At 37.6% G+C, this 17,414-nt stretch carries 10 protein-coding genes and 1 pseudogene; 6 read left to right on the forward strand and 5 right to left on the reverse strand.

Annotated elements, in window-relative coordinates:
• Positions 1–43 precede the first annotated feature (43 nt).
• Positions 44–571, forward strand: coding sequence for a hypothetical protein (locus EHQ58_RS10650; protein WP_135623881.1), 528 nt, complete (start codon positions 44–46; stop codon positions 569–571).
• Between the two features lie 209 nt (positions 572–780).
• Here the strand turns inward: EHQ58_RS10650 and EHQ58_RS19060 are convergent, their stop codons facing one another.
• Positions 781–1,032, reverse strand: a complete 252-nt coding sequence (locus tag EHQ58_RS19060; protein ID WP_342776247.1) for a transposase — start codon at positions 1,030–1,032, stop codon at positions 781–783.
• A 642-nt stretch (positions 1,033–1,674) separates the two neighbouring features.
• On the opposite strand from EHQ58_RS19060, the pseudogene EHQ58_RS19105 reads away from it, so the two are divergent.
• Together EHQ58_RS19105 and EHQ58_RS19025 are read left to right on the forward strand one after the other, a co-directional pair.
• Positions 1,675–1,836 (forward strand): annotated as a pseudogene (locus EHQ58_RS19105) (ATP-binding protein); the annotation flags it as partial.
• 97 nt (positions 1,837–1,933) lie between these two features.
• Positions 1,934–5,962: a 7TM diverse intracellular signaling domain-containing protein gene (locus EHQ58_RS19025; protein ID WP_135623882.1), complete on the forward strand. Its 4,029-nt coding sequence runs from the start codon at positions 1,934–1,936 to the stop codon at positions 5,960–5,962.
• 61 nt (positions 5,963–6,023) lie between these two features.
• Here EHQ58_RS19025 and EHQ58_RS19065 read toward each other — a convergent pair whose 3' ends face one another.
• The 4 genes from EHQ58_RS19065 to EHQ58_RS10690 all read right to left on the reverse strand — a co-directional run bounded on the left by EHQ58_RS19065 (position 6,024) and on the right by EHQ58_RS10690 (position 10,410).
• Positions 6,024–6,227 carry an ATP-binding protein gene (locus EHQ58_RS19065; protein ID WP_342776240.1) on the reverse strand — a complete coding sequence of 68 codons (204 nt, stop codon included), beginning with the start codon at positions 6,225–6,227 and terminating at the stop codon, positions 6,024–6,026.
• Positions 6,228–6,692: 465 nt separating this feature from the next.
• Positions 6,693–8,909: a sensor histidine kinase gene (locus EHQ58_RS10680; RefSeq protein ID WP_135623883.1), complete on the reverse strand. Its 2,217-nt coding sequence runs from the start codon at positions 8,907–8,909 to the stop codon at positions 6,693–6,695.
• 5 nt (positions 8,910–8,914) lie between these two features.
• Positions 8,915–10,021 (reverse strand): adenylate/guanylate cyclase domain-containing protein, encoded by a 1,107-nt coding sequence (locus tag EHQ58_RS10685; RefSeq protein ID WP_135623884.1) that lies wholly within the window; start codon positions 10,019–10,021, stop codon positions 8,915–8,917.
• Positions 10,018–10,410, reverse strand: coding sequence for a response regulator (locus EHQ58_RS10690; protein WP_135623885.1), 393 nt, complete (start codon positions 10,408–10,410; stop codon positions 10,018–10,020). The genes EHQ58_RS10685 and EHQ58_RS10690 overlap by 4 nt, the downstream gene beginning before the upstream one ends.
• 327 nt (positions 10,411–10,737) lie before the next feature.
• Between EHQ58_RS10690 and EHQ58_RS10695 the strand changes: the two genes are divergently transcribed.
• The 3 genes from EHQ58_RS10695 (at position 10,738) to EHQ58_RS10705 (ending at position 17,408) form a co-directional block, all read left to right on the forward strand.
• The gene (locus EHQ58_RS10695; protein WP_167883609.1) at positions 10,738–14,745 is read left to right on the forward strand and encodes a GAF domain-containing protein; all 4,008 of its coding nucleotides are present in this window, start codon (positions 10,738–10,740) and stop codon (positions 14,743–14,745) included.
• A gap of 4 nt (positions 14,746–14,749) precedes the next feature.
• The gene (locus EHQ58_RS10700) at positions 14,750–15,976 is read left to right on the forward strand and encodes a fused response regulator/phosphatase (RefSeq protein ID WP_135623887.1); all 1,227 of its coding nucleotides are present in this window, start codon (positions 14,750–14,752) and stop codon (positions 15,974–15,976) included.
• Between the two features lie 208 nt (positions 15,977–16,184).
• On the forward strand, positions 16,185–17,408 hold the full coding sequence (locus tag EHQ58_RS10705; RefSeq protein ID WP_135623888.1) for an FAD-binding domain-containing protein: 1,224 nt from the start codon (positions 16,185–16,187) through the stop codon (positions 17,406–17,408).
• Positions 17,409–17,414: the final 6 nt, after the last annotated feature.

Genomic DNA, 17,414 nt, shown 5'->3' on the forward strand with positions numbered 1-17,414 from the left:
GAGAGCACTTTAACTTGAATCAGAAAACAGGACGCCCACGAATTTGAATTTCTTCAAAAATGAAACACTAAAGCTTTGGTTGCATCCAGATAATGGTTCCTTTCAACTTCATTCTCTTGAAGATGAATGGAATGATTGGCCATACCCTCACAAAATGGAATATTGTATCATCGGGGTTCTGGATGGTCTGGACACGAAGAGCCCTTTACGTTGTAGCCAAGACCAAATAACATCCTATGTATACTCAACCTTGATCGAAGATGATCTCTACTATGCTCAATGCGAGGAGATCTTTCATGTTTTCTGGAATCCAAACTTAATAAATTCGGAGGTGGAAATCATCGAAGAGAAACAATCAGGTGGGCCATACGGCATATTGAATAGTAGCGCCACTTATAAATGTATGTTATCGAAACCTTACAGCCTAACAATTCATCATAACGGAAATAAATTGGAAGTCGAGTGGCCTCGTTTTTTAAAAAAATGGGAAAAAACGAGTGATGGTTCGGAATTAAGACTAGGGTTGTATCCCTTTTCTTCCCAGCTTATAAAGGAAGCGAAGACGGAATGACCACCGACTGAGATTCATGGGTAATGGAGCCATCATAAACTTTACCACTTAGGAAAGTCCTTAGCCTTTTGATAAGATCCACTCTCCGAATCCAGAAGGGAAGCCCGATATTCGCGACAGATTGCCCGTTATAAGAAGCCAGCGGGCTTAAAGTCGATTATATTTACGCCAACAAACTAAGATTTGATGGCGTCTGCCCAGGAATATTTCTAATCCGGAGATTCTTCTCTGATCTTCTTTGCTTGTCGCACGTAAATTCCATAATTGCTAACTGCTTTTTCATGCTTGTTAGGTAGGAAGAAGAGCATACGCCAGAGAAATTTATCTATCGGCATCGTTAAACTCTGATACAATTTTTCTTTAGTGATAGATTCGACGTTGCTCTTATAACGAAACGTAAACGTTTGTTGATTCGAATCAACTTTTTGAATTTGGCCGTTAAGAAAGAGTCCAAAGGCAATGTATTACTCAATGCGAAAAATGGATTCGCTTTCCGCTATATTGATCTTTTCAAAGTAGACATGAAAGCCCCTTAGGTAGCCTTTCATGAAGTAAAAAATATATTCTTCGTTGCTGTTGAATCTTTTGCGAAGTAAGAATTGGACGATGCCACTATTTTTTATGAAATGGAATACGATGGTCTTGGTCTACGATTTCGAGAGGAAATTTGGAAAGACATAAAAAGAATCACGGATTATCCAATGGCTTTGTCAGTAGAATCTAGGGAAATAAGGAAGTATATCCTACATAAATTTCCATATAAAAATTTATCTTCGATAGAGACAGATCATATCCTTATCATCGCAGTTGCACATCAACGTCGAGAAACATATTGGACGGTAATGAAACAGATCGGTTCTACCAGGAGCATTGCAGAGTTACTTCATTCGTACGGGATAACCGCTGAAAGAATATAATTCGGAAGCCCACTTGAAGAAAAGATCGCACCTGTTGTTGTCACTTGCCTCATTTGCTCCGACTGGCATTGACCATGAGATGTATGTCATATAAGTTGTTGGGAAGCCATCCTATCTTAGGGTGGATTTTCCATGTAACCGCACTCCTTGCGCAAAGTAGAGTGCCTTCTTTAACCCAAAGAACCTAAATCCAAGATTTTCGATGTGTTCTATTCCACCAAACAAGAGGGGGAAGGATCTGTCATAGGTCTCTTAATCGTTAAACAAATCGCAGACAAACAAAATGGATTCATTTGGGTGAAGAGTGTGCCAGGAAGGACGGTGTTTATGGTAAAGTTGTCAATATAAAATTGGAAAGAAGTACAGATTTTTTTGGTTGTGATATCATTTCTTTATAATATAAAAAAGCCTTGCCCAATACTTCAATTGAAATGCAAATACACTGATGTCCTGGCGGTATTTTTTACTCTTTTTTTGCATACTAATCATCAAATGCCAGGATACGGGAAGCAACCACCAAAATAAACCTATCCCCATCGTTCAAAAAGGTATACTCGATCTGCGAACTTGGGATCTACAAAATGACGGGTATGTTCCTTTAAATGGTAATTGGCAGTTCTATTGGAAAGAATTTGTTGAGCCCGCATCTTTTTCCTCTCCAAAAGTACAATTGGAACCTACATTCATACAAGTGCCTGGTATCTGGAATGGTCATTTGGTAGGGGCTGATAATGGTATTGATGCTGCAAATGAAGGCTCACCGGTCGGTGGTAAAGGTTATGCGACATATCGATTGCAAATTCGCATGCCTACTTCTATTACCTCAAATTCTTCACATGTAGCATTAAAAATAATGGCACAAAACTCTTCTTACCGACTGTACGTCAATGGCGATTTGTATTCTGAAATTGGTAAGGTTTCAGCTCAGGAAAATGAAAGTATTCCTGCTTTTTATACTCAGGTAATTCCTATACTGAAGACATCAAATTCTTATGATATAGTATTCCATATTTCTAACTACGATCAGGCGAAAGGAGGATTATGGAATAAAATATTTTTTGGAGAAGAAAAAAAATTAACTCAAATTCGAAATAATAATCTATTTCTCGATTTGTTTTTATTCGGAGCGTTGACTCTAATGGGTTTTTATCACTTGGGATTGTATAACTTAAGAAGAAAAGATGCATCCACATTATATTTTGGAATTTTTTGCCTGCTAATGGCCATCAGAGTCGTTATGACGGGCGAGAAATTTTTATATACATTGTTTCCAAATATCCCCTTATCCATTGATCTTCAAATCGACTATATTTCTGTTTATATGGGAGGACCTATTTTACTTCACTTTGTTCATTTAGTCTTGCCCAATGGCTTACCCAACCAGATCAGAAAGGGATTATATAGCATTTCAGGATTCTTTACATTGATGCTTTTTGTATTACCTTCATATTATTTTTCAATGACCTTGCCTATAGTAGAAATAATTCTATTAATTATAATATTCGCAATAATATACATCATGGTGGATTCCATCCTTAAAAAAATTGAAGGAGCTAAATCTTTTTTTATTGGATTTAGCGTCTTCGCATCGATCGCCATAAATGATGTTTTACATGATAATTATTTCATCCAAACAGGTTACTATGCTCCTTATGGGTTTTTAATTTTCATATTTTCTCAATCCTTTGTTTTATCGAAACGATTTGCAAATTCAATGAATCAGGTCGAAGATCTCTCACAAAATTTGGAAAAGAAAGTAGAACAACGCACAGAAGAGTTGCAAGAATCAAAAAAGGAAATCGAATCATTAAACTCTTTTCTTCGGCACATCAATTCTTTCTCAGACTTGGATACGATTTTTATAGAAATATCAAAGTATATTCATTCAAAATATGGAATTAATGGAACCTTATTATTTTTACCAGATGAAAATCATGAATTTCTGTATCCTTTTAAAGCCTTTAGTTATATTAAACTATCGGATGATAAAAATGACTATCTATTGAATCAAAAATTTCCAATGAAAGAAAGAGAGGGAGGCATGTTATATAAAACGTTTCAAAGACGGAAACCAATCTATTTAAGTCACCTAAGGAAATTTGAGTATGAAATTGATAAGGACTTTGTCGAAACTCTTTCTATAAAATCAGTGTTGTATGTACCTCTTTTGATCCAGAATGAATGTGTAGGTATTTATAGTTTTTCTAATCTGTCTGAACCGATGAAATTGAATCGTAATGAAATATTTTCGATCTCCAATTTATGTATCCAGATTGCAGGATCAGTCAATACAAATCATCTTCTCAAACAGGTAGCACGAGCTAAAAAGGTAGCAGAAAAACAAAAAAACGAGATAGAGATGCTGAATGAGTTTTCCAAAAAAATAAACGAGAACTTTAATTTAGATGAAATTCTCGATTTAGTCGGAGAATACATTACTAAGAATTTTAACATCAGCCACTATCTACTCTGGAGGTTGACAGAAAATGAAAAAGAATTGTATCCATACAAAGGAACTTTTTCTGAAAAGATTCCTAGAGAAAATATCAAAATATTCTTAGATTTAAAAATTCCAACACAGGAAGACCATGGAATTCATGCTATGGTTTGCAAAAACAAAAGAAATGTCTTTTTAAGAGGAATGAAACGCAATCGGAAATCGGAATCTAAGACAGAAAATTATATACAAAAACTATTAGATTTTGAATCAATTTTGATCGTTCCTCTTGTCATTCAGAACAAAGTAATCGGTACCATGGATTTTTCGGATTACTCCGAAAAAATGGTTCTTACAAAAGAAGATATCGGGAAAATTTCAATTTTTTGTGAGCAGATAGCGGGTGTTATTCATGCTTCGATTTTGTTTCAAAAAATTGAAAAAGCAAAAAAAGAAACAGAAAGTTTGAACCTGTTGGTAAAGAGTCTGAATGATAAATTAGATTTAGATTTGATTATGGAAAAAGTTTCAAACTATGTGAGTGATAATTATGCAATCCAAAATATAGGATTGTACACAGTAGATCCGGATCATAAAAACATTTCTTTATTCTCTTCTACATTTCCAGACTATGTAACAGATATAGAGAAAAAAATAATCTTTGACACAAAAATCCCCATCCAAGTAGAACTAGGAGCCCATGCCTTTACATATAAAACAAAAAAGTATTTCTTTATTGCCAATGCCCAATCCAAACGAGTATTAAAATCTGCATCTCCTGAAGAATTGTATGTGATTCACAAATTTAATATCAATTCATTTATGCTTATGCCCTTGTTATTAAATAATGAGGTGATCGGTATTTTAGATTTTTCAAATTATTCTAGTCAATTGAAACTCACAAAGGAAGATATTTCGAAAATATCAATTCTAGTTGAGCAACTGGCTGGCATCATTCATGGATCAAATCTTTTTAAACAAGTTCAGAAAGAAAAAGAGAAAGCAATTCATGCTAGGGAAGAGACCGAACGAGCACTTGCCGACCTCAAAGCATCGCAAGACCAACTTATTGAATCAGAAAAGTTGGCTGCCCTTGGGCAACTTGTCGCAGGTATTGCACATGAGATCAACACACCCATCGGTGCCATCAAAGCAACTGCTTCAAATCTTAAGGACTCTCTCGCCGATATATTGCGAGATTCACCCAAGCTCATAAGGGTTCTTGATGAAGCACTGATTGCCCTTGCAGAAGAATTGATCCTTACTTCTGAACCCGAATCGAGCTTATCAGCCAAAGAATTGAGGATTAGAAAAAAAGATCTCATAATCAAATTGAAAAATTTGTCTGTTTCTGACGCGGATGAAATCGCTGATCTCTTAGCTAACCTTGGCATATCAGAAATCAATGAAAGATATTTACCACTTTGGCGGCATCATAAAGTCGATGAAATCATCAGATTTATCGCTTCCTTTACGGGCCTAAAAGCAAAATCTGATAATATCAATATAGCCGTGGAAAAAACGGTCAAAATCATTTATGCTCTCAAGGCATATACAAATAAAGACAATGGCGGCACCAAACGTGAAATAAATCTTCATGAGGGTATAGAAACTGTACTTACAATCTATCACAACTATCTAAAACAAGGTATTGAAGTAGTTCGCGAGTTTGGTGATCTTCCTAAAGTATTATGTTTTGAGTCTGACATTAATCAAATTTGGACAAATCTAACATTTAATGCTATTCAAGCAATGGGAGGAAAAGGTAAGCTAACGATACGTAGTTGGAAAGAGTCGGAGAAAGACAACCAACCAGCTCAGATTCGTATTCAGTTCGAAGACTCCGGTACTGGCATCCCCAAACCAGTTCAATCCAAGATTTTCGATGCCTTCTATACCACTAAACGAGAGGGGGAGGGATCAGGTATGGGACTTTTCATAGTAAAACAAATTGTTGATAAACATAGTGGATCGATTAAGGTCGAAAGTGACCCAGGAAAAACTCTATTTACTGTTAGTTTGCCTGTGGGTGAATAAACAGATAATATTTTCAATTTTACGTTTTATACTATCATCATAAAGCAAAAGGAGTTTGGCTCTAAGCTAAGTTGGCCTGCACATGTAATCTGATTGAAAATACGGTTCGACTTGGCTCAGACTCTAAGGAAATCGTTCCTTTGTGCTTTTCAATATTTAGTTGAACTGTATGGAGTCCTAGCCCTGAACCTTCTCCCCTACCTTTCGTCCTAAAAAATAACTTGAAGATTTTGGTTTGTAATTCCTTTGAACAAGAAAAACGCAAAAGTAAATATGGTAATGGTATCTAAATAGAAAATCTTGCGACCCACATCCTTTCCAAATGCAAGGAAAATTAAGAGAGGAAAGAAAGTCCTGAGATGAAAACCAAATAGATTATATGTACTTAATGAACCTGTAATCAGAGCGCTCAGAAGAGGGATAGCGATAAAACTAGAATAAGCTAATTTTCCAATGACAGGCTTTAAAAGGATCGATACGTTAAGAGCTAACGCAAATAAAATAATGGTATTTAAACAAATTAAAAATAGAAGCTCTCCCGGTTTGGTATGGCAGATAACATATATAAAGTAGTCTACCTAGCTGGAGTGCAATGGATTCTTTTTCTCTCAACAAAATTTGTAGATAGTAAATGGCAAGCGGTACATAAACGAAAAGTAAGCAGATGCAAATATATATACACCAGATATTTAAGGCTATGAATACAATTTAGCTATTTGCACAGAAATGATCAGGAAGTGTATGGAATCAATACTTTGAAAATGGTTTTTCCTGGGATCGATTCAAGTTCGATCAGGCCATTATGCTTTTCGATGATTTGCTTTGTTATATGTAGCCCAAGTCCCGTACCTTCCCCGATAGGTTTTGTTGTAAAAAAAGGATCGAAGATTTTTGACTGGTATTCTATTGGGATTCCTTTCCCGGAATCTTGAATGGCGACGTAGGCATATTCCTTTTCCTCTTTTGTGGTTTTCCCGATTTGGATGTGCAGAGTGCCATTACCACCCATAGCCTGGATGGCATTTTGGATGAGATTGGTCCAGACTTGATTCAGCTCATCTGGATAACATAGTATCGGTGGAATCTCCTCAAATTCGGTAGTCAGATCGATTCCCTTTTTGAGAATCCCTGCAAGGATTGTAATTACTGTTTCCATGCTCTCCACGAGAGACATTTCTATCTTTGCTTGATTGGGATCAAAATGGGTAAATGCCTTCAGCGAGGATACAATTTTCCCTGCTCTTCCAGATGCGAGTTGAATCGTTCGTCCATGCAGTAGCAACCTTACAAATTTCTCAGAAAAGACAAAAATGATCTCTGCATTTTGCATTTGAAATCGCTTAATCGTTTCTTCGGTAAGATCCAAGAGTCCAATACCAATAAAAAAATCTGCTTTTTCCTCTGGATTGCTGATGGAGTGAGCTTCAAATTTTGAGATCAAATTTCGTTTGAGGGTCCTTTCTTCTTTCGTTGAAAAATTGGTTTTATTCTGTAAGGCGGCATCTACAAAATAGAGAAAAAAATCTAATCCTTCACCGTGCAAAAACTGACTCCACTCTGGAATTTTGCGCGCCAGAGAGGGTAGTTTCTCTTCAAGATAAGCGGCAGAAGCTCGAATCGCGCTCAAGGGAGAATTGATTTCATGGGCCACACCTGCAACCATAATGCCAAGAGAAGACATCTTTTCCGATTGAACTAACTGGTATTGGGCGGCCTTCAGGTTATCTTCTGCTGAATTGATTTCGTTAGTTGTCTTCTGCGAGAGGAAAAGAGATTGAAATAGGACAAACATAAGGAGTCCGTAGGGCAAAAGAAAGGGTTGGTTCACGTTCAGAAGAGTGGTTGAAATATCATAGGTGGCAAGCGCAATTAGAAGGCAGAGCGAACCTAAGATCAAACCTCGCCCGTCTATCTTTTCTTGAAATACACGAATCAAAATATAAAAGATCAATATAATAATACCGAATAGCAAATACAATGCTAAATCATTGTAATAAGTTAAAATGTATAGATCGCCAAAACAAGAGCAGTAAATGGGAAATGCAAAAAGAGCAAGCAGAAGATACCAAACGTATTTGGAAAACTGCTTACGAGTAAGACTGTTTAAGTAGAGTAATCCCGCAAGTGGGCCAACATACAGAGTGAAGTATTCGATTCGAAAGATCAATTCATCCATACCTTCTGGAAGTAGCATGTTGATGATCCGATCGCCCGATACGATCATACGGAGAGCCATGAGGGCACAAAAAAGGAAAAAGTATAACGAACTTATAAGCCTGCGACGGGTGAAGTAGGAACCTAGCTGGAACAAACCTAAGATCAAAAGGCCTCCGATGATGAAGGAATCCTTGGTTAAACTTGCATTTCGTTCCTCGTTAAAAGATTGCTCCGTTCCCAATTGAGGAGTTCGTTTTAATCCACCTGACGAATGTTTTTCGTTCTTAACAATAAAAGCTAATCGTGTAGGTTCTGACGAATTTGGTTGAAAAGTGATTGTTGTTAATTTGTGTTTTCTAAATAATTTTTGTTCACTCGAATGGATGTCTCCATAAGAGTCGATCCATTGTCTATTTTGATATACTTCCAAATTGGTAAAGATGGTATGAAGATTGAGAGTCAAAGTATTACAGTTTTTCGGAGGTATAATAGAGAGAAAGTAGGTGCCAACTCCAGTGCCAATTCTTTCTCCTTGCTTCGGCGGGTTGTAAATATTCCAATTCTTTGATTCAGGAAGAGAGATTCGAATCGTTTTGTTGTTTGGTTCCAAAATCATTTCACCAGGCTGGAATAACCAATCACCTTTCAAGTCAATTCTTGGCTGACTTGATAGATCCCAATTAGAAAGATCTATGTTTCCATCTTTTACCAAAAGAGAATTTTGGGTATGTTTTTGACAGGAAAAAGTTAAAATGAGAAGTAAAAGAAGCTTAAAAATGGATGTAAGCATGTAGATTAAATCTCTCGAGCCAATCCCACTTCGTAAATGCTTGTCTGTTCTGTTCTACCCCTAACTTCGATTTTATCTAATTCCTTGAGCCGAAATCGCTCTGAACTGGTTAGCGCATCTTTGGTGGAACCAGAAATCAACAAATTCGTTCTGAAATCTTTTGTTAAAGCTTCTATTCTTGCCGCTACATTCACTGTGTCACCGATAACAGTCGTTTGGAATCGATTTCGCTCGCCAATCGTGCCTAAAATCATTTTTCCAGTATTTATACCGATTCCTATGCCGAGGGCCACATTCCCCGATTCCATTCTTTCTCGGTTATAAACTTTTAATACCGTTAGCATGTCTAAGGCGGCATTTAATGCGTCGTCCGCGGACGGAAATAATGCCATGATGGAATCTCCAATATAGCTATCTATAAAACCTTGATGTAGACTGATTACGGGAGACATATGACTCAGATAATCATTGAGAAAGGAAAAGATATACTCCGTTTCAATCATTTCACAAAGAGTAGTAAATGATCGTATGTCTGAAAACATCACAGTCATTGTTTTTTCAATCGAAGTACCGAGCTTAACATTTGCATAATCTGACTTGCTAACACCTAACTGCTCTAGGAATTGAATCGGAACAAACTTATAAAATGTCTCTGCATTTGCTCGGAGACTTTCTGTTTGTTTTTTAATTTCTGCATCCTGGTCATAACGTCGTAGTGCCTCCTGGATCGTAAGATTGAGATCAGAGGCTTCCCATGGCTTAGAAATATATCTGTAGAGTCCGGCATTGTTCACTGCGTTTCCCACTGCCTCAGCGTTAGCTTGACCCGTTAGTAAAATTTTTAAGGTATTCGGTCGGTAACTATGGAGCTTGATCAACAATTCGTCGCCCTTGATCCCTGGCATAATTTGATCGGAGATGATGACTGGTAATTCTCCATTGGCTTTGTCAAAGCTTTCTAGAAATTCTAGCGCGTCCTCTCCACTTTCTGCAACCTCAATGATATACTTGTCACCAAAGGCACGCTTGAGTTGGTCTTTTAAGCTAGCAATTACCGTTTCTTCATCATCAACACAGAGGATAGTAGGTTTTCGAGTCTTGCTACTACTCATTTTAACCCTGCTTTGATCGTATCGATGAGATCCTTCTCGTCCCAAGGTTTGGAGAGGCAGGCCAAAAGATTGGCGTCTACTTTAACGCGTGATATAGCATTGTCCTCAGCCTGACCGGTCAATAGAATCTTTACAATCCCAGGAAATTTCTCATGAACATTTATCAAGAACTCATCGCCTTTAGTGCCAGGCATGAGCCAGTCAGAAAGAATCAATAAAACATTGATTCCCCCATCACTCATTTCTTCGATGAGCTCCATTGCTTCTTCTGCGCTTTCTGCAAATTCAAGCTGGTATGTGTTTTGAAAATGTTTCTTCAATTGGTCTTTAAGGCTATTGAGAACCATTTTTTCATCATCGACACAAAGTATGGCTTTTTTTCCGCTCATTTAGGCACTCTTCCTTTCGATCAGGGATCACTTATGGATTTTGAATTGACTATTTTAGATAAGCACCTATGCTCATGCTGTCTTCCGTAAAGGATACCAAAATTCTCTTTCTTTGTGAAAAATGGCAATCGTTTTTCTTCCTTTACCTGGGTGGAGGCTACTTTCACTAGATTTTTTTGGTTAAACGATTGTTACCTTTTATTGAAATTCGTGTTAGTTGGAAAATACTTGTGTTGTATAAAAAATTGCATTGATAGGGTAAAACCATTGTTGTTTAGTCGTTACTTTTATTTTTTATTTATTTGTATGTTTCTATGCCCTGCCTTTATGTCCTGCCATAATGATGCTAACAAGGCGAAACCACCTATTGTTGAAGCGGGTGCTATCGACTTAACTTCTTGGGATTTCGCAAAAAATAGTCTCGTTTCTCTCGATGGAGATTGGGAGTTTTACTGGTCTGAATTCATAGAACCCTGTTCGCAGAACGAAAAAAAAGTCAGTCTAGCTTCATGCAAAGAAAAGCATATTCCGAAATTCCAAAGGATTCCATCTGAGTGGCAAGATCTTGGTTACGATTCGTTTGGATACGGATCCTATCGATTAAGGCTGAAACTGCCAGCCTGTCATCCTGAACTTGCGTTCGATACGATTTCACCCGGCACAGCATCAAAACTTTTTGTTGATGGTAAAGTCGTATCTCAGAAAGGCCAACTAGGCAGTGAAGAAGCAAGTCATATGCCGTTCTGGACGAGAGAAGAAATTCCTTTGGAAAAATTTATGCCATCATCAGAATGTGCATCGCAGCAAGAGCAAACACCCGATAGGTTGAGTGTGGAGCATGAAATCGTATTTCATATCTCAAACTATTTTCTTTACCGGGCAGGCTTATGGTCGCCCTTGATATTGAGGACTCGATCGGCCTTAGCTTCCGAAAATAAAAATCGATATACACTTGATATCTTTATCTTCGCGGGTCTTCTTGTTATGGGGTTATACAATCTCGGTGTTTATTTTAATCGACGAAAGGATCGATCGGCTTTATTTTACGGATGTTTGTCTCTGTTGTTTGGCTTACGATCAATTTGCATTTATGACAGAAATATTTTAAATTTTTTGCCCTCATTGCCATTCCTTCTGATGCACCGGTATGAGATTTTTGCTTTCTATTTTGGTATTGCCTTGTTCCTTTTGTTCGTAAAAAGTCTTTATGAAGAAGAATTCAATGCACTGTTGACCAGAGTCCTTCTATACTTTGTATTTTTCGCCAGTGCCATCGCTCTAACCTGTCCTCCTAGGATTTACTTTGCAATTTTGCCCTTTGTACAGCTAACTACTGTTGTTGCCATCTTGCTTGTGATCTATTCTCTTGCAAAGGCGGCATTTAATAAGAGGCTTGGCGCAAGATTGTTTCTACTTGGCTTTTTCTTATTTGCGCTAACTGTTGTAAATGATATGTTGGTTGCTTCCGGAATCTACTACTTTCCTTCTCTTGCAAATGTTGGCTTTTTTTTGTTGATTTTTGTGCAGGCAGAAATTCTTTCTCGGAGATTTGCCATAGGGTTTACCGAGGCAGAAAAACTTACGGAGAATCTGTCCCTTATGTCGGCCAATCTTGAGCAAATGGTGGCGGATAAGACAAAAGAAGTCGAAGAGCTTAATGAGTTTGCACTTCTCATCAATTCGAAAAAAGATTTAGAAGAAATCTTTCAAGAAATTACTCGGTATCTTTACACTAAATATAGATTAGTCGGGAGTTGGCTGTTCTTGCCTACAGAAAATCAAGAACTCTTGGTGGCTTCAAAGGCATTTAGCTTTAGTAATCTTTCGAAAGACCGTGCAGATTTTCTAATGAAAATGGAGATCCCTATTTCCGATGCAGGCGGATTTCTTGCCAAAACTTTTCTAAGACGAAAGCCGATTTATATCAAAAGATTTCCCAAGTTTGCTTTCGAGATCGATCAATTGATGGCTACAAAAATTGGTTTCAAATCTTTTCTCTCCATACCACTTGTTAGAAATGAATCGAGCATCGGTATTTTTGCGTTCACTAATTTTCAATTACCGATGAATTTGAAACCTCGAGACATTCAAAATATCAATAGTCTTTGCTCTCAGATCGCAGGAGCCATCGATACGACACACTTACTCGAGCAAGTTGAGGCATCGAAACACAAGCTTGAATCTCAACATTCTGAGTCCGACTCTCTCAATCAACTTTTTCGAAGTTTAAATGAGAATTTAGAGTTAAAGAACATCACAGAAAAAATTCTGACATATATACGTGCGAATTTTGAAATTCAGCATATCGCAATTATGCGATTTAATCGAGATAAGACAGTCGCCACCATTGCCGAGGCAATTTTCCCAGAAGCGAAGGAATTAGAAAAAATACTCCGTTTCCAAATTCCTCTTCAAGAAACTCAGGGTGCACATTCTTTTGTACTAAAGTTTAAAAGATATTTTTATACAACGGATGCAGAAAGAAAAGGAATGCTTTCTCGAGCGACGGAAGAGGAACAGTATATTATTAAATGCTATAGAATCAAAACCTTCCTGATCATTCCTCTCATATTAAACAATGAAATGATCGGTACTATAGATCTTTCAAATTCTGACCAAAGGATGCAACTAACAAAAAAGGATATTGAAAAACTAACAGTTCTTGGCGAGCAATTATCAGGTATTATTTATGGATCTCTTCTGTTTGGTGAGGTTCAAAAGTCTAAATTGCAGGCAGATCTTGCAAAAATCAATGCGGAGAGCCAAAAGAGAGATCTGGAGAGATTGAACGAATTGATCAAGAGTTTGAATGAAAACTTAAATTTAAAATTGATCATGAAGAAAGTACACACTTATATACGAGAAAATTTTAAGATTGAATACTATGGACTCGGAATTGTCGACGAGAAACAAGATAGAGTTACTTCCGTTGACACCCATGCCCCCGATTTTTTAAGTTCCGAGGACAGACTTAAAGTAAATCATTTTTCTACCTCGATTCATGATCCTGCAGGTGCGCATGCTTTTGCATTTCGTTCAAAAAAACCTCTTTTCAGTAAAAAAGTAAATAAATCATATATTTCAAACGATGAGCGGGAAATGGCGGAGCTTTGCAAATTCGATTCGGTTGTGATCCTTCCACTCATACTCCAAAATGAACCAATCGGATTTCTGGATTTATACAATGTAGGGAAAATTTCTCTTACGCGAGAAGATATAACAAAGCTTTCGATTTTGAGTGAGCACCTAGCGGGAATTATATATGAAACAAATCTCCTAAGTCAACTTCAAATTGAGAAAGACATAGCCATCGCCTCACATCAAGAAACGGAACGAGTGCTTCTCAATCTTAAGACATCTCAGGATCAGCTTGTACAATCTGAAAAAATGGCCGCCTTGGGACAGTTAGTGGCAGGTATTGCCCACGAGATCAATACTCCGATCGGAGCCATTAAGGCGACAGCAACAAATCTTAAGGATTCACTTGTTGATTTTCTTGATTACGCTCCTGGGCTGATTAAATCGCTTGATAATGATGTAATAGATCTTGCGGAAGAATTAATTGTGAAATCAGCAAAAGATGATTCGTTATCAGTTAAAGAAGAACGGAAAATCAGAAACTCGCTGACTTCTTTGCTCGAAAGCGAAAATATTTCACATGCGGATGACATTGCCGATCTTCTTGTGGGGCTAGGTGAAAAGGAGATTAATCCCAAATTTACACCTTTGTGGATTCATGAAAATACGCCCGAAATTATTAAATTCATTCAGGACCTAAGTGGATTGAAATCTAAGTCAGATAACATAGGAAAGGCGGTTGAAAAGACAGTCAAAATTATTTACGCTTTAAAAAACTATACGAAAAAAGATGATTCCGGGATCATGCAAAAGGCAGATCTACACGAGGGTATCGAAACTGTTTTAACTATCTATCACAATAACCTGAAGCAAGGGGTGGAAGTCATTCGAGAATTTCAAGAGATTCCATCTGTGCTCTGTTTTGCGTCCGATTTGAATCAACTCTGGACAAATTTGGTATTTAACGCGATCCAGGCTATGAATGGTAAGGGCAGACTCCTCATTCGGACCTGCTTGGGAGAAAATGAGATGGTTGAAGTGAGTTTTGAGGACTCTGGCGTTGGTATTCCTTCGGAAGTTTTACCGAAGATCTATGAAGCTTTTTACACGACGAAACCTGAAGGCGAAGGATCCGGCATGGGTCTATTTATCTGTAAACAAATCGTAGATAAACACAACGGAAAGATTGGAGTGGAAAGCGAACCAGGAAGAACAAGGTTTACTGTTAGCCTGCCGATCCGAGGAATTGAAAAATAAGTCTATGTCAAAAAATATGATACTCTGTGTTGATGATGACGTGACCATATTGAATGCCTTAAAAGATATGCTCACGAAGAACTTGGGAGGAACACATTCAATAGAAATAGCCGAAACGGGACAAGAAGCCTTGGATATCTGTCAGGAGTTGAAGGAGTTGGGCAAAGAGTTTTGCCTTGTGATCTCGGATTTCATCATGCCATCCATGAAGGGAGATGAGTTATTGGTTAATATCCATGCTATTAGTCCCGATGCTGTTAAAATCATGCTGACGGGGCAAAGTAGTGTAGAAGGCGTAAAACGAGCGATCAATGAAGCAAATCTTTATCGATTTATGGAAAAGCCCTTTGATAATTCTGATATGATGTTAACTGTCCGCTCTGCAATACAATCATATGAACAAAGTCGCGAATTAGAATTAAGAAATCGCGAGCTTGAAGAGATCAACAATCACTTGGAACAATTAGTTCAAGAGAGAACTTCCGAGCTCAATCAATCTTTAAAGATCATACGAAAAGACTTACAATTGGCAAAAAAAATACAAAAAAGTATTTTGACGGTTAATCCGGAACTTCAGAAAATTTTGAACATTCAGTCCGCGTATATTCCGATGGCTGAAGTGGGAGGAGATTATTTTGATATCTGCCAAATCGGCGAATCCATTTATCGGTTTTTCTTGGCAGACGCCACTGGACACGGAGTCCAAGCTGCGATGGTGACGATGGCAATCAAAGGTATTTTTGACAATGTCAAGACAGTTATTTCAGATCCGGCGCTCGTGATGCAGTCCTTCAATAATGAATACATTGAAAAATATAGATCATTAAATACCTATTTGACCGCAATCGTAATAGATTTGGATGTGAAGGAGAAGTCTATTTCATACGCATCCGCTGGACATCCCTCGGCTGTACTTTTAAGACAAGATGGGATGCACGTGTTAGGTCATACAGGAAAGATGATTGGAATTTTAAAAGATGCGAAATTTAGTTCAGCAAAATTTGAATTTCATATGGGAGAAAAGTTAGTATTTTATACCGATGGAATCTTTGAGCAGTTTAATGAAAAACGCGAGGAATATGGAGAGGAAAGACTGCATTCCCTGTTCTCCCAACATTTGCATCTGACTCTAGCTGAATTAATCCAATGTTGTTTGAACGATCTCGATCAATTCTTAGATGGTTTAGAGAAACAAGATGATCTTACAATGTTAGGAGTTGCATTTCACTAATTTTATTTATCTAAACATGACCTATCAGGAGTTTAGTCATTTCACCACTTCTTGTTGGAACGGATTCTGCGGAATTCTTTTACCTTTTTATCCCCTTTGATAGAATCTACGAAATAATTCGGCATTGTTTGCGTATGGATGGCTCAAATCTAACAAAATTACTAGCTAAACTGCATTGAATAAACAAGATAAAAAAGCAAAATAAACCATGAAAGTTTCCTTTCCCACCGATTTAAAATCGATTGAAGAACGAATCCGTTCCATTGATCCCGAGCTTTATGGAAAATCCAGAAATTATATCGATGGAGCTGTAACACTACTTTCTCCTTATATCTCGCGTGGATTTATCTCCACAAAACAAATATTTGATGCAGTATTGAGCCAAGGAAAAAAGCCGTATCTCGTCTCCAAGTTTGTTCAGGAATTGGCTTGGAGAGATTACTTTCAACAAGTATGGAAAACAAAAGGGGACAACCTCGCATTTGATTTGAAACAGCCACAACCATTAGTTCGCCATCACCAGCTTCCAAAAGCTGTTTTGAAAGAATCATTGGCAACAGGCATCAAAGGACTGGACCGTGAGCTTGCAGACTTTTATGAAAACGGATACTTACATAACCATGTTCGTATGTATATTTCGTCAATTGTTTGTAATGTGGGAGGAGCACATTGGAAAATGCCATCCCAATGGATGTATTACCATTTGTTAGATGCCGATTTTGCGAGTAATACCTGCAGTTGGCAATGGGTGGCAGGCGCTTTCAGTTCCAAAAAATACATAGCGAACCAAGAAAACATCAATCGGTATTTAAAAACCGAAGAGACTGGTACCTATCTCGATCAGACGTATGAAGAGATTGCGAAGTATATTTCCATTCCTAAACCCTTAGAGGAACTCATAATCTGGAACTTGGACCTGGCATTCCAGAATACTAAAAATTGGTTCTATGAAAAAGTTAAACATGCTCCATTAAGAGACATCAAAACTCAATTTACAGATAAAGCGAGTGAGCTGGATGTGGATCCCAATCTCCCGACCTTAATTTATGATTTTTATAATGTAGATCCCAATTGGCATAAGGGAGAGGAAATGAATCGCATTTTTCTCATGAGACCTTCTTTTTACAAGGAGTACCCTGTTTCACCCAAGACCTTGGATTTTATTTTTGCCTTAACTCATCACATATCGGAGATAAAATTCTTTTGGGGAGAATGGGAGGAAATATACAAGTCGGTGAAGGAATGGAAAGAGTCATTTTATTGGAAGGAGCATCCCACAAACAAAGGGTTTATGGGTAAAGAAGAGCCAAGAGATTGGATGTTTCCTGAAGTCCAGGGATACTTTCCTTCGTTCTTTAACTATTGGAAAAAATGTGAAACGTATTGGTCGCGAGAGGATGACAGGTTACAGCCAACGCTACCTGCCATTTAACAGATA

The organism is Leptospira ognonensis, from assembly GCF_004770745.1.
Taxonomy (GTDB): Bacteria; Spirochaetota; Leptospiria; order Leptospirales; family Leptospiraceae; genus Leptospira_A; species Leptospira_A ognonensis.